Source organism: Paraburkholderia sp. BL27I4N3 (assembly GCF_003386115.1).
Classification (GTDB): Bacteria; Pseudomonadota; Gammaproteobacteria; order Burkholderiales; family Burkholderiaceae; genus Paraburkholderia.
Genome location: NZ_QREJ01000001.1, coordinates 2221976 through 2236250 on the forward strand (window position 1 = coordinate 2221976; position 14275 = coordinate 2236250).

The 14275-nt window shown below is 63.8% G+C and carries 13 protein-coding genes; 8 read left to right on the forward strand and 5 right to left on the reverse strand.

All coding sequences use genetic code 11. From position 1 onward, the window contains the following. Positions 1-301 precede the first annotated feature (301 nt). From B0G71_RS10230 to B0G71_RS10255, 6 genes are all read left to right on the forward strand, one after another. A complete protein-coding gene (locus B0G71_RS10230) occupies positions 302-2620 on the forward strand; it encodes a sigma-54-dependent Fis family transcriptional regulator (RefSeq protein ID WP_116141431.1) in 2319 nt (772 codons plus the stop codon). Continuing rightward, positions 2610-3827 carry a DUF917 domain-containing protein gene (locus tag B0G71_RS10235; RefSeq protein WP_116141433.1) on the forward strand — a complete coding sequence of 406 codons (1218 nt, stop codon included), beginning with the start codon at positions 2610-2612 and terminating at the stop codon, positions 3825-3827. Before B0G71_RS10230 ends, B0G71_RS10235 begins: the two co-directional genes overlap by 11 nt. Beyond that, positions 3824-4561 carry an aspartate/glutamate racemase family protein gene (locus B0G71_RS10240; protein WP_116141435.1) on the forward strand — a complete coding sequence of 246 codons (738 nt, stop codon included), beginning with the start codon at positions 3824-3826 and terminating at the stop codon, positions 4559-4561. The genes B0G71_RS10235 and B0G71_RS10240 overlap by 4 nt, the downstream gene beginning before the upstream one ends. A gap of 872 nt (positions 4562-5433) precedes the next feature. Beyond that, positions 5434-5622, forward strand: a complete 189-nt coding sequence (locus B0G71_RS10245; protein WP_116141437.1) for a hypothetical protein — start codon at positions 5434-5436, stop codon at positions 5620-5622. A gap of 464 nt (positions 5623-6086) precedes the next feature. Then, positions 6087-8348: a catalase/peroxidase HPI gene (katG, locus tag B0G71_RS10250; RefSeq protein ID WP_116141439.1), complete on the forward strand. Its 2262-nt coding sequence runs from the start codon at positions 6087-6089 to the stop codon at positions 8346-8348. A gap of 249 nt (positions 8349-8597) precedes the next feature. Further along, complete coding sequence (locus tag B0G71_RS10255) at positions 8598-9290, forward strand: NnrU family protein (protein ID WP_116141441.1); 693 nt, start codon at positions 8598-8600, stop codon at positions 9288-9290. A 36-nt stretch (positions 9291-9326) separates the two neighbouring features. On the opposite strand, the gene B0G71_RS10260 is transcribed toward B0G71_RS10255, so the two are convergent. Continuing rightward, positions 9327-9638 carry a hypothetical protein gene (locus B0G71_RS10260; protein ID WP_116148468.1) on the reverse strand — a complete coding sequence of 104 codons (312 nt, stop codon included), beginning with the start codon at positions 9636-9638 and terminating at the stop codon, positions 9327-9329. 209 nt (positions 9639-9847) lie between these two features. Here B0G71_RS10260 and B0G71_RS10265 point away from each other — a divergent pair, with 209 nt between their 5' ends. Together B0G71_RS10265 and B0G71_RS10270 are read left to right on the forward strand one after the other, a co-directional pair. Next, on the forward strand, positions 9848-10087 hold the full coding sequence (locus tag B0G71_RS10265) for a hypothetical protein (RefSeq protein WP_116117015.1): 240 nt from the start codon (positions 9848-9850) through the stop codon (positions 10085-10087). Between the two features lie 168 nt (positions 10088-10255). After that, positions 10256-10723, forward strand: a complete 468-nt coding sequence (locus B0G71_RS10270; RefSeq protein ID WP_258875546.1) for an NUDIX hydrolase — start codon at positions 10256-10258, stop codon at positions 10721-10723. Positions 10724-10795: 72 nt separating this feature from the next. Here the strand turns inward: B0G71_RS10270 and B0G71_RS10275 are convergent, their stop codons facing one another. The 4 genes from B0G71_RS10275 to B0G71_RS10290 all read right to left on the reverse strand — a co-directional run bounded on the left by B0G71_RS10275 (position 10796) and on the right by B0G71_RS10290 (position 14188). Next, on the reverse strand, positions 10796-11251 hold the full coding sequence (locus B0G71_RS10275) for a hypothetical protein (RefSeq protein ID WP_116141443.1): 456 nt from the start codon (positions 11249-11251) through the stop codon (positions 10796-10798). Positions 11252-11587: 336 nt separating this feature from the next. Beyond that, complete coding sequence (locus tag B0G71_RS10280; protein WP_258875547.1) at positions 11588-13003, reverse strand: CHASE2 domain-containing protein; 1416 nt, start codon at positions 13001-13003, stop codon at positions 11588-11590. Positions 13004-13109: 106 nt separating this feature from the next. Further along, on the reverse strand, positions 13110-13673 hold the full coding sequence (locus B0G71_RS10285; protein ID WP_116148474.1) for an OmpA family protein: 564 nt from the start codon (positions 13671-13673) through the stop codon (positions 13110-13112). Between the two features lie 47 nt (positions 13674-13720). Beyond that, the gene (locus B0G71_RS10290; protein WP_116141447.1) at positions 13721-14188 is read right to left on the reverse strand and encodes a FecR domain-containing protein; all 468 of its coding nucleotides are present in this window, start codon (positions 14186-14188) and stop codon (positions 13721-13723) included. Between the last annotated feature and the right edge of the window lie 87 nt (positions 14189-14275).

Below are 14275 nucleotides of genomic sequence, written 5' to 3' on the forward strand. Positions count from 1 at the left end.
CGCCTCCCGCCGAACGCGCGGCAGCGCCGCAAGCTTTCATTTCCCTCCACCCGGACAGCGCTGCACGGCGCGCAACACAATGCGATCAAATCCGCCAATGCGCCGTTGCGACGATTAATTTGGCAAAGGGCAAGATCGGCGACAAGCCGTCATACTCTGTCTCTTCTTGCAGCGGATGGTCCCGACAACGCATCCGGAAGACTTCACCGGCAACGCGCTCGAAGCATGACCGTCCGCTCCGTCGTCTCGACGGCAATTTCCGCGTAGCGCCACACGCGGTTCAAGTGGAGCGTCCTTTGCAATGAGTTACACCCCTGTCGTTCCGTTCGCCCACGACAAGGCTGATTCGGGCGCCTTCGTGGGCGGCGCCCCGGCGTTTCGCCAACTGGTCCGGATGATCGATCGGGTTGCCCCGACCGATCACCCTTTGCTCATTTTCGGCCCGACGGGTTCGGGTAAGGAACTGGTCGCGCGCCGGGTGCATGCGCACAGCCAGCGCCAGGATCAACCGTTCGTCGACGTCAACTGCGGCGCGATTCCCGAGAACCTCGTCGAAGCCGAACTGTTCGGGCATGTGAAAGGCGCGTTCACCGGCGCGGCCGAAAACCGCCCGGGACTTTTTCAGCAGGTCGGCAAGGGCACGCTGCTGCTCGACGAAATCGGCGAACTGCCGCTCGCGCTGCAACCGAAACTGTTACGCGTGCTTGAAACGCGGACCTTCCGTCCGATCGGCTCATCCACCAGTCTGAATTTTGCGGGGCGCGTCGTCGCCGCGACCCATCGCGACCTGCGCGAACTCGCGCGCGAAGGGCTATTTCGCGAAGACCTGTTCTACCGGCTCGCGGTGTTCGTGCTCGCGGTCCCCGGACTCGAGCAGCGCATCGAGGACATCCCCGCGCTGGTCACTCACTTCGCAGCGCAGCACACGCGCCGTCTCGAGTTCTCGCCGGCTGCCGTCCGGCGGCTCTGCCAGCATTCGTGGCCGGGCCATATCCGGCAATTGCGCAACCTGATCAGCCAGTTGAGCGTGCTCGCCGAAAACACGCTGATCGATGTCGACTCGCTCGAGCCGTTTCTCGCCAATGAAACCAGCGGGCCGGTCTCGCGCGCGAGTCTCGCCGACATGCTGTTGCAACTCGACGGCCGCGACAAGCTCGCCGCCGCCGAAGACCTTCTGATCGACCGCGCGCTCGAACGGACCAGCGGCAACAAGAGCGCGGCCGCCACCCTGCTCGGCGTCGGGCGCAAGACCATCGAGCGGCGTTTGAAGTCGCGCGAGGAACACCACAGGGAAGCGCGCAAGTGTCTCGAACACGCGAGCGCGCTGATCGAGGAGTCGAAGTTCGCGGAAGCGATCCCACTGCTGCGCCGTTGCCTCGACCTGCTGCAGACGCCTCACGAACAGGAGGCCGTGCGCCGTTTGCAGTTCGACGCCTACCGCTTGCTCGGCATGAGCTTGCGCAGCGTGCACGGCTGGCTCTATGCGGAGGCCACCGCCTGCTACGCCGCCGCGCTGACGATCGGCGAAGGCGTCTGCGAACCCGCCGAAATCGCCGCGATCCAGTTCGGCATCTGGACCACCCAGCTGACGACGCTTCAGCTGAAGCAGGCGCGCGGCACCGCGCAGAACATGCTGGAGCGCGCGCAGAACGGCGGCGACCGGGTTTCGCTCGACGAAGCCCACGTCGCGATGACCAACACCCTCTTCTGGCTCGGCGACAGCGAGGAAGCGCTGGCCTGTCTCGCGCGCGGCAACCTGCTCGGCGTGGGACGCAACGACACCCGTACCGGCTCGCAAGGGATCGATCTCGCCAGCCTCGCGTTGACTTTCGAAGGACTGGCCGCGTATCAGATCGGCGCATTCGGCCAGGCGCGGCGCGCCATGGAGATGTTGATCCTGCGCGCGTCCGAGCCGGGCGCGCACGCGCTCGCGCATGCCGTCAACCTGCAGGGCGCCGCGTGGCTCGCCTGCCTGTTCGACGACGTGGACCGGCTCGGCCATCTCGCGAGCGAACTCGAATCGGTGTCGATCGCGAACGGCTTTGCGTTTTATCGTGGCGTCGGTCAGGTGCTGCGCGCCTGCCACCTCAGTGCGCTCGGCCATTCCGACGAAGCGGAGACCGTAATGCTCGACGGCTACGACAACCACGTCGTGTGCAACGGCGGTGCGCTGTTCTATTCCTTCAAGACGTGGCAGCACGGTGAACTGCTGCTGCGCGCTGGCCGCGCGAAGACCTGCGAGGCGATTCTCGCCACCGCGATCGACGAGACTCTCGCCCGCCAGGAGCGCGTCTACCTGGGCGAACTGCTGGTGACCCGGGCGCGCGCGCAGTGGGCGCTCGGTGACGTGAACGCCGCCGAACTCGGCCTGCGCACTGCGCTGTCCACCGCGCTCGCGTTCGGTTCGGTGCCGGCGCGCGTGGACGCCGCGCGCTATCTCGCCGATCTGCTGCGCTCCACCGGCCGCAGCGCCGAAGCCATCGACACACTCGAGCGCGGCTTGCGCTCGCTGACCACGGATCCGACCACTCGCGTCACCAACGCCGCGACTCTGCTTGCCGAACTTCAACTGGACGCTTCTCTCAACCTCGACAGTAAAGGAATCGCAAATGGCATATGAATTACGCCGGGAAGATCTGGAACCGCTGCTATTGGGAGCAGCGTTCTTCGGCAGCGGCGGCGGCGGCACGATCGAATCCGCGCGGCATCTCGCCGAGCACTTCGTGACCGGCGACTATTACCCCACCGACACGGTCAAGGTCGTGTCGGTCGACGAGGCCACCGAGGGTGCGGCCGTCATGGTCGCCTACCTCGGCGCGCCTGAAGCGATCAACTCCGCGACGTATCCGCTCGGCCCCGTGACGGCCGTGCAGAACGTCCAGGCCCGGCTCGCCTCGCAATCGACCAAGCTCGCCTACGTCATGCCGCCGGAAAGCGGCGCGCTGGGCTTCACCGTGGCGGCGCTGGTGGCGGCCAAACTCGGCCTCGCGGTGATCGACGCCGACGGCGCTGGCCGCGCCGTGCCCTCGCTGCCGATGCTCACCTTCGCCGCCGCCGAGATCGATCCGCGACCGGCGTTTCTCGTGAGCCAGGGCGGCCTGTGCGTCGAACTCGACGTGACGCCGCGCAACAGCAACCAGGGCGGCCCGACCCATCAGCGCGACGTCTCGGCGATCGTCGAGCAGATGATGCGCCCGGTCGTCGCCGACCCCGAGTTCGGCCAGTTTGGCGGTCTCGCGATGTGGGTGATGAAGCCGGCCGAGATCCGCCGCGCCACGCCGATCCATGGCACCTTGACGCGCGCGCTGGAACTCGGACGCGCGTTGCAGGCCGGCCGCATCGGCAGCGCCCAGCAGATGACCGGCTATCTCGCCGAGCATTGCGGGCTCGCCGCGCGCGCCATCTCCGAGCCCGGCGAACTCGTTTCGGCCGAGGTGGATACGAGCGGCGGCTTCGACGTCGGCAAGGTGCACATTCAGGCCGGCCAGCGGACCTATACGGTGCTGTATCAGAACGAGTCGCTGCTCGCGTGGGATAGCGCCAATCCGCAGCCGATCGTGTTGTCGCCGGACAGCGTCGCGTATTTTGTCGGCGGCGAAGGTCAGGCGATCTTCAGCAACGGCGATCTGCTTCAGCAAGACGGTTCGTTGAACCCCGCGATCGGCAAGCGCCCGGTGACGCTGATCGCCTGGCGTGCCGAAGCCGAGTTGCGCAAGCCCGGCCTGATCCTCGACAGCTTCATGCAGTTGCTGAACACGCTCGGCTATCTTGGGCCGTATGTGCCGCTTGAAACGCTCCATACCGCACGCAAGGGAGACGCATCTTGAGCACGCCTTCGAACTCACCTATCCGCATCTGCGTGCTCGTGCCCGTCGCCACGTCGGCGTACAACGACCGCATCATGAAGGCGATCGCGCCGGTGTTGCCGTCGGACGTGCAGGTCGAGATCCGCAATATCGCCACCGGGCATCCCGATATCGAGAACCGTACGAACTGGCTGCAGAACGGCATGCCCGTGGTCGAACTCGCGCAGTCGATCGCCAACGACGGCTTCGACGGCATCTGGCTGACCGACTTCGATATGTGCGGCGTCGAGGCTGCGCGCGAAGTGATCGATATTCCGATCATCGGCGGCTTTCCCGCCGCGGCCTTCACCGCGCTCGCGCTCAGCCAGCGCTTCTCGATCATCACGATCCTGCAAAGCACGCTGGCGATGCAGCGCGGTCATCCGCAAACCTACGGCATCCAGGACAACTTCGCGTCGATCCGCGCGATCGATTGCCCGGTCGCGCAGCTCGACAACATCGACGTGGTGGTCGTTCGCACCTTCGAGGCCGCGCTGAAGGCGATCAAGGACGACGGCGCGCAAGCCATTCTGCTCGGCTGCACGGGTTTCGTGGACGTCGCGAGCCGCGTGTCCACGCTCCTTACCGAGGCGCTCGGCGCGTATGTGCCGGTGATCGATCCGAATCAGGCCGGCTTCAGCTTCCTCGTGTCGCTGGTGCGCATGAAGGTACGTCCCAGCCGGTTGACTTACAGCAAGGTCAGTCTGCAGTCGTAAGCCGCGCGCTTTTATCGTCGTAACCATCCGGAGCGGAATGCTTGCCGCTCCGGATTCTCCCGCATTCCCCTCCCTGCCCCCTCGCTCCCACCGCTTTCGGCCCCGCCTGGACGAAAGCGCCCGCGCGTCATGCCCGATACGGCCAAATGGACGATATCGTCCAATCTTGAGGTCGTTCATGGACGGGACTGACCAATTGCGCGTCTGAAACTTACCGGCGCTGCCGCCTGGCGCCGGATAGGCGCTTGGCACGGTCATTGCTTAAATGGTGGGACGACGAGCCACCTGAAAATGCAACCTGGACGGGCGGCTTGCGGAACATGCAGCAAATCCGTCAGACAAGCCGGGGGACCCTGAGAGACCAACCAGATCACGCGCTGCAAAGCGTTCGACACACCGACATCCGGTGACATGCGGATTGCCGCTGAATCACCGACGTAGCCGAACCTTGGCCCCTCAGTTTTTACCAAGGCCGTTCGGTTAGTGATCCGAACCATAGTTGCCGCACTGATCGAGTCCAACGACGCCGTGTCGTTGGCAACAGACCGAGAGAGGGCTGTGCTGTTGTTGTAGCTGTGAATGTCGTGTGTCGACGCATCGCGACCGAATGCTTCCATAGAGAGGATCGTTGCGATGCGTCACCGCGAAATGGCGGACTCCGTCTGGCTATGCACCGGGCGAGACGCCACGGGGCGCGGCCGTCGTTGCCTTCCCTTGCGGGGACAAGCAGCGACGGCTTGCTCTTCTTATTGGGCCGCGTCACACACGGCGCATTCGCCCATCCAGAATCTGCTTTTTGCAACCCTACGCGCCGTCAGATTGTTAGCGACGGCGTGAGCGGACCACACTAGCCATTCACGGGGATTCAAACAATGCACCACCACATTTTCGAACGCGAGCTGGTTCATCTGGAACGCGTCATTGCCAGCGGGTCACGAGAACCGTTCCCGCCCACCTACTGGCGCGATCGCGTCGAACATCTGAAAAACTGTCCGCACTCGCCGCTGTTCAGCTATCGCGTGGCCCGCCTGACCCGTCTCGTCGCCGCACTGAACGGTTAAGCGCCGCCTTCGATGCCTGGCGGCGGACCTACTCTGTCCGCCGCCTAACCCCTCCTTCCCTTCATCGTCGATGCCGCCCGCTTTGTCCGCCCCAGCGATGGGGCCGGACAGCACGCGCTATGGCACCGAAAGCACGCCGTATTTCATAGGCGTGTACTATCGCCGGCATTGCCTTAATCTCATTCTATTGGTGGTGAGTCTCACCTATATTTTGAGCAGCAGCAGCAGCAGCAGCAGCAGCAGGCACGGCGACGCGAACTATCCTCGTCCAAAGCATGCGATGACATGCGCAACGGATGGAGACCCTATGCGTCATGTAATCGCAGCGGTACACCCAGTACACTCACGAGAGCCCACCGGGTAATGCTCCGGCTGCTTGTCGGCGCGAGATCGTGCAATGCGCCATAGGAGACAGACGCCGCGACAGAACAAACGGTGGGTACGTCCTCACAAGGAGATAGCGCATGTCAAGCGAAGCAAAGTGCCCGTTCAACCATGCCGCCGGCGGCGGCACGACGAACCGTGACTGGTGGCCCAAACAACTGCGGCTGGACCTGCTGAGCCAGCACTCCAGCAAGTCGGACCCGCTGGACGAAAGCTTCAATTACGCCGAGGCTTTCAAAAGCCTCGATCTGGCCGCGGTAAAGAAGGACCTCGCCGCGCTGATGACCGATTCGCAGGACTGGTGGCCGGCCGACTTCGGCCACTACGGCCCGCTCTTCATCCGCATGGCCTGGCACAGTGCCGGCACGTACCGCATCGGCGACGGCCGCGGTGGCGCCGGGCGCGGCCAGCAGCGTTTCGCGCCGCTCAACAGCTGGCCGGACAACGTCAGCCTCGACAAGGCGCGCCGCCTGCTCTGGCCGATCAAGCAAAAGTACGGTCAGAAGATTTCCTGGGCCGATCTGCTGATCCTGACCGGCAATGTCGCGCTTGAAACCATGGGCTTCAAGACCTTCGGCTTCGGCGGCGGTCGCCCCGATACGTGGGAGCCGGATCAGGACGTCTACTGGGGCAACGAAAAGACCTGGCTGGGCGGCGACGTCCGCTATGGCAAGGGCGCCGCGGGCAATGAAGACGACGGCGGCGTGATCGTCGCCGACGTCGAAAAGCACGGCGAAGAAGTCAGCCGCGACGACAACGGACGCATCCTGGAATGTCCGCTGGGCGCTGTGCAGATGGGTCTGATCTACGTCAACCCGGAAGGCCCGGACGGCAATCCGGACCCGCTTGCCGCCGCATATGACATCCGGGAAACCTTTGCTCGCATGGCCATGAACGACGAGGAAACCGTCGCGCTGATCGCCGGCGGCCACACTTTCGGCAAGACGCACGGCGCCGGTCCGGCCGATAACGTCGGTCCCGAACCCGAGAGCGCGGAACTCGAGGAACAGGGGCTAGGCTGGAAGAACAGTTATGGCTCCGGCAAGGGCGCCGACACGATCACCAGCGGCCTTGAAGTCACCTGGACCACCACGCCGACGAAGTGGAGCAACAACTTCTTCGAGAACCTGTTCAAGTACGAGTGGGAGCTGACCAAGAGCCCGGCCGGCGCCAACCAGTGGGTTGCCAAGGGTGCCGACGAGACAATCCCGCATGCTCACGATCCCTCGAAGAAGCAGCGGCCGACGATGCTCACCACCGACCTCGCGCTGCGCCTCGACCCGGCCTACGAGAAGATTTCGCGGCGCTTCCTGGACAATCCCGACCAGCTCGCCGATGCCTTCGCCCGCGCATGGTTCAAACTGACACACCGCGACATGGGACCGCGCGCCCGCTATCTCGGGCCGGAAGTGCCCGCGGAAGAACTGATCTGGCAGGACCCGATTCCGGCAGTGGACCATCCGCTGGTCGACGAACAGGACATCGCCTCGCTCAAGCAGAAGATTCTCGCGTCGGGGCTGCCGGTGTCGCAACTGGTGTCGACGGCGTGGGCGTCGGCGTCCACCTTCCGCGGCTCGGACAAGCGCGGCGGCGCGAATGGTGCGCGTATTCGCCTCGCCCCGCAGAAAGACTGGGCCGTCAACCAGCCCGAGCAGCTGGCCAAGGTACTGAAGACGCTCGAAGGCATCCAGAGCGAATTCAACGGCGCGCAGTCCGGCGGCAAGAAGGTGTCGCTCGCCGATCTGATCGTGCTGGCCGGCAATGCCGGCATCGAGCAGGCGGCAAAGAACGCCGGCCATCCGGTGACGGTGCCGTTTGCGCCGGGCCGCATGGACGCCTCGCAAGACCAGACCGACGTGGAATCCGTCGGCGCGCTCGAACCCGTCGCCGATGGTTTCCGCAATTATGTGAAGGAGAATATCAAGGTCCCGGCCGAGGCATTGCTGATCGATAAAGCGCAATTGTTGACGCTGACCGCGCCGGAAATGACGGTGCTGATCGGCGGCTTGCGCGCGCTGAACGTCGGGACCGGCCAGAATCCGCAAGGCACCTTCACCGACAAGCCGGAAACGCTGACCAACGACTTCTTCCGCAACCTGCTCGACATGGGCACGGAATGGAAACCGGTCTCGCCGGCGCGTACCGTCTTCGAGGGACGCGACGCCAAAACCGGCGCGGTGAAGTGGACCGGTAGCCGCGTCGATCTGGTGTTCGGTTCGCATGCCCAGTTGCGGGCGCTGTCCGAGGTCTATGCCAGCGAGGACGGCAAGGAGAAATTCGTCCGCGACTTTGTCGCCGCATGGGTCAAGGTGATGAACCTCGATCGCTTCGACCTCGCCTGAAAGGGCGGCGCGCTTCCGTCCGGGTTGCCGCCCTGACGGAACGCTGCCCCATCGGGTGAAAATAAACTGCGAGGTTACGGTGCGAGCTCCGATGTAGGTATCGGAGCCGCACCGTTTGTCTTTGCGCTGCGCAATGCTGGAGTGTGCGAGAGTGGCGGACGGGCGAAGCCCTGTTTCAAGGTCGGGAGCCCATGCACCGCGCCGTCGACCATGACGGCGCCGCGGTCAACCACTTGAGGAGCCGTGTCAATGGGAAGCATCAGCGCAGTTGCGGCAGCGGCAATCGCCTTTCTGGGCAGTCACTTTCTCCTGTCTCATCCGTTGCGCAGGCCGTTGGTCGGCGCAATCGGCGAAACGCCGTTCCTGGGTGTCTATTCGCTGGTCGCGTTCGTGACGCTCGGCTGGCTAATCGTCGCTTACATCAAGGCACCCCTCTCCGCGCCGCTATGGCCGGCAGGCGACGGACTCTGGGCGATTGCGACCGTGGTCATGCTGATCGCGTCGATCCTGCTGATGGGTTCCCTGATACGCAATCCGGCACTGCCCACCGGCGGCCGGCCCGGTCCGTTTCCCGACGCCGCGTGCGGCGTGTTCGCGGTAACGCGCCACCCGATGATGTGGTCGATCGCGCTGTGGGGGCTGTGCCACATCGCCGTGTTTCCGGTGGCCAAGAACGTCATCCTTGCAGCGGCCATGGTGGTTCTCGCGCTGGTCGGCGCTGCGCTGCAGGACCGGAAGAAGGAGCGGCTCCAACCGGAACTCTGGCGCGCATGGGAATCGCAGACCAGCTACCTGCCGTTCGCGGCGATCGCCGCCGGCCGCGCGCGGCTGGGCGGGTTCGGCATGCATGCGCTGCTGGGCGGCCTGGTCGTCTGGCTTACGGCGACCTGGGCTCATATCCCGCTCACCGGCTGGGCCGCAGGCATCTGGCGCTGGCTGTAGACGCAGTTTCGGCAGTGGCGCAGCTAACGCCGCGCTTCATGCCATTGCATGTCGACTCGATGCGAGCGGCTCTCTGCTCGTCGACCTGAAGTCGGCTGCCTGAAGTGCAACGGTATTGGAACCGCAGACCGAACGCTTCTCGCCGGCCCGGGCGAGGATGCGCGTCAGATGCGAATAGAAATGCTGCAGTTGTTTCGCGTCCGAAGCGTGGGGTTCGAGGTCGAACACATCTTCGAGCGCGCGGCGCGATACATGGAAACGTTGAAGTCCGTGGACGATGCGAATCTGAAAGACAACGCCGTCACTATTGTGCGGCACTGCTGCCCAAATGAGCGAATCGCTACTCATGGAGCCCCCGTAGATCATGTCGGATCAATAATTCGTCAATTCATGTTCGCATATCCCGGCGAGCGGCGAATCTTTTCAAAATTATGACGCTTCGCGATTCGACGTTTTTACCACGGTCGGTATATTGCAGTGCAGCAAATACCTGTAGACTGAGGGTGGGGCAACTGCAATCGTGCACCCATGGTCGCAATATGACGGGAGAATGCGCCATGACGACTTCTCAGTCTTCACACACTCCAACCGTCCCCGTGTTGCATGTCTTCGAGCAAGCCGGAGGCTGGCATTGGGGCATCACGGTTCCGCGCGCGAAGGGAAGCGGATTCAAACTGATCGCCTTCAGCGAAACAACCTTCGCGGTCGAGGACGCCGCTCGCACGGACGGGAGCCAGGCGTTGGAAAGCCTCGCGGACAGCAGCGCGCGCGACCGGATCACTACCGACATCGCGTGATGTTCATGGGCCTTCGATCGAAGGCGCCACAATATTGTCACACTTTAAAACGACGATCGATGATCGCGCCGTCCATGCCCGGACGGGCGGCATGGCGCGCAGATTTTGTCGCCGTCCCGACGATAGTGCCCGCTGTGTGGCCCGCATCGCCCGACCTAGGCATGCGACATGCTCGACGCAACGCGGCACAAAAACATGAGAGACACTGTGAAGCAACGAGCGACTGTTGTCTGCCAGCTTGGCAGGCGAATCCTCCTGGTCAGCCGGGAAGGCACGCGTTGGTCGCTGCCCGGCGGCAGGCCCGAGACAGGGGAAGATCTGCGTGAAACCGCAATGCGCGAATTGATGGAGGAAACGCGCCTTCTTGCGAGGGACATGCGGTATCTGTTCGGCTTTACCGGCATTCACACCTGCCACCACGTATTTGTCGCGACGCTTGCCGATGGCGACCAGCCCGTGCCCAGCAACGAAATTACGCGTTGTACCTGGGCGAAGGTCGCGGAGGTGGGCGCGCTGCCGGTCAGTACTTCGACGAAGGGAATCGTCGAAGTGCTGGCCATGGCGTCCAACGGTACATCGAGACTGCCCGGCGACTATAGCCACGCAGCTGATCTCGCCGTCCACTTCTCTCGCTGATCGACGCGCCTGCGCGCAGCATATAGCGACCCGCAGGGCCGGCGCTTGCAACGAGCCGGCGCTCGCCAATGCCTACGACTTCGCAGGACGCCCGGTCTTGACCTGCTCCACTGCGGACACGGCCGCGAGAAGACGCTTCAGTGCCGCGGATTCGAGCAGAACCAGTCCGGCACGCAGGATTTCGCCCTTCTTCACGGACACGCCGGCTTCCAGGCATTTCTGTTTCAGCGCAGCAATCTTGTCGTAATCCGATTTCGGCATGGTGAAGCTGTCGCGCACGACTTTCTCTTTTTTCGCGCGCTTTTCTTTGACCGCCACGGCTGCTTTGACAGGCGCCGCTGCGTCGGCGGCAACCTTCTTTTCCTTCGACACTTTCTTCGCGCTCGCGCTCTTCTTTTTCACCGCGACGGTCGCGGTGGGTTCGGCAACCTTGGCCTCGGTTTCGGGCGTGGTCTCGGGGGCGGTGTCGGCACCCTTCGGGAAGTGAAAAGTCTTCTTCGTTGCTTTCTTCAGGCTCGGTGCGCTCATAAAAATATCCCTATAAAAATTAACGGTATAAACAGTATATACGGTTATTGGCGGAGAAAGTTTCACGCGCGGAACATGGCCCGATTACGCGCTCACCCAGCGCAGCAACCACGATCTTCGATTCGTTGCGCTGCAGCGTAGCGACCCGGATTCGCCACGCGTGCGCAACGTGAATTTCGCCGGCCTCGGCTTAGTGCGTGTCGTCACCCAGCCGCCACGATTCGATGGAATAATGACGTTTCGTGCTCGCCTGGATGACTCGTAGAATTGCAGCCGGATGTGCTGCAACCCGACCTCATTCAGGGGGGCGCGCTTCGACTGCAACCAGAGTCTCTTTCAAGCTTCCGGCGCTTTGCCGGTGCGATCGCCGCCTTCTTCACACCCGTGCGCGGGCGCGGTTTCCGTTCTGACTGGTTCGTCGGCGTGAAGCAATGCGGGCGTAAGAAAGCTGCCCATGACGGCGGACAGAATAATGAAAATCGAAGCCGCGTCGACCAGCAGCCCGAAGCGGATAAAAATCAGAAAGCAGCACAACACGTTCAGCAGGTGCAGCAGTAAGCCCAGCACGGTGGATCCCTTCGGGACGGTCCGCATGAACACCGCGAAGCGCGACTGGCGCCGCGGCACATACCAGATGATCAGCAGCCCGAACGTCATGATGAAGGCGCTTTCCGCCCATTTCAGCCAGGTGGGCCGGCGCAGGAACCGTCCCTCGACAATCGTCTCGATCACTTGCGCCTGAATCTCGATACCCGGCACCAGTTCCCGCAGTGCGGTCGTGCGCATGTCGGTCAAGCCGGCACCTGTCAGGCCGACGAGCACCAGCTTGTTGCGGATCCGGTCGGGGTCGACCTTCCCTTGCAGGACGTCGCGTGCCGACACGTAGCGGCCGAGCGTCGAGCGAATGGACGCGAAATGCAGCCAGATGTCGCCGCCGGGCTGCGTGGGCACCTGCACGTCAGCGACGCCCACCGCCTGCACGCCCGACGAATCGGCAAAGACGTCGATCGCGGATGATCCGGTGGCGAGACGCAGCATTTCCATCGGCAGGCTGGGGACGAGCTTGTCCCTCAAGCCCATGACGAGCGGAATATGCCGCACCACGCCCTGCTCGAGCGCCACGCTCAACATCGCCTGTCCGTGAGCCGCCGCCTGCAATTCCGGCAGGCTGGCGAGTACATAGTCGTAGCGTTGCACCGAGTCGAGCGGGTCGGCGCCGTGCACGAGGATCGGCGCGCTGCGCATGTCGGTGCGGGCCGCAAACCCGGCATGATCGAGCGGCGCGGCGCCCAGTATGGTCGGCGCCGCGCGCAACGAGCGCGCGAGAATGGCTTCGTGGCTCGGCAGCGCCCGCAAGCCTGCGGCCAGCGCCGCTGCCGATTTGGGCAGATCGGCGGCCACCTTGTCGGGCGAGGTCTGATCCGGCTCGGGCATGTAAATGTCGAGGCCGATTGCCAGCGGTTTCAGTGCGTCGATCGCATCGACCAGGGTCGCGAGTCGGTCTCGCGGCCACGGCCATTGACCGACGCTCGCCAGGGTCTCCTCGTCGATCTCCACGATAGTCACGGGCTGCGCAGTCGGAACGCGCGGGTAGTGACGCTGATACTGGTCGAACAGAATTTGCCGGGCGGTTTTGAAAGAGTCGGGCAGCGTCTCGTCGATCGTGTCGACGAAAGCCGGGCGCGGTATGTCGCTCGGCCATTCGCTGGTGAGATTGAGCAGGCTCAGGCTGAACAACAGTATCAGTGCCACCGGGCGCCCCTGGGCCGACCTCAGCAGATGCCTGGTCCGCGCAACCCATGGGGCGAAGTAGCGTTTCATCGACGGCACGACCATTGAACACGCGGTCTGGCGCGAGTCATTGGATGGTGATGACCGCGCGCCGGTTCATGCGATGGGGCACCCCATCCGCCGTGGGGACCAGCGGCTCGCGCTTGCCACGGGCTGCGGTCTCGATCCGTTGGGCGGGAATGCCTTGCTTGATCAGGAACGCGGCAACCGTCTGCGCCCGCTGCATGGACAGTCTGTCATTGAATTCCTGCGACCCGGCCAGGTCGGTATGACCGACCACCACGAGTTGAGGCGCGGGCCAGGTCGCGAGGACCGTCTTCAGTTTCTGCACGGTGGCGACCGACTCCGGGGCCAATTCGGTGGCGGAGTCGAACAGAAAATAGATCGTGAATGTCATGGGCCGCGGCGGCCGGGCCGCGAGCAGTTCGCCGTAGCGCGCCTGCACGCTGGACTGGCTATCCACCGTTGTCTCGATGCTGCCGCCCTTCGTGACGTCGACGCCGGCGTAAGCCTTGTCGATGGTCTGTTCGCCGGTGGCGCTGTGAACCACCACCGCGCCGACCTTGCCGTCGGGATCCGGCAATAGAATAATTTTGTCCGGAGTACTACACGCGGCCAGCGAAGCGAGCATGACGCATGCCGCTGCCCACGCCAGCCCGTAACGTCGAATCGCGGCCTTCAACGCGCGCCCTCCCCTTTACCGCCGACTTCGATGATGAACTGGGTGCCGCGCACGCCGAGCGTGGTAGTCGGCGTGCTGAACCGGACGGCATCCGGATTCGCTTTCGCCAGCTTGCCGGAAATCACGGCGAGAGAACCGCGTTTAACGGAAGCGTCGAGCACGCCGCCATGGGTCGTGGTATTGAAGGCGAATTGATTGAGGTCGAGAATGGTATCGGCGCCGGCCGAGAGCTGGGTCGTGTCGCGCAGTGTGATGCCGACGGAGGATTGCGGACCGGTCACGATCCGATCCTTGCCATACACCTCGCTGCCGATCGCCGCGCCCGAACTTGCGCCGGACCGCTCGATCTGCACCGTGCCCTTGACCGTCTTGACGACGCCGGCGGCATCGTCGGCCAGGGCGTCCGGGATGGACAGGCATGCGCAGATAAGGAACAACGCGTAGTGAGCGGCCTGGAGACGCATCGATGGCACCTGATGGCGTAAACGTGCATTGCGCGCGACAGCGCGACTCCCTGATGTCGGCGAAGACTTCTCTGCGCCATCGATCAG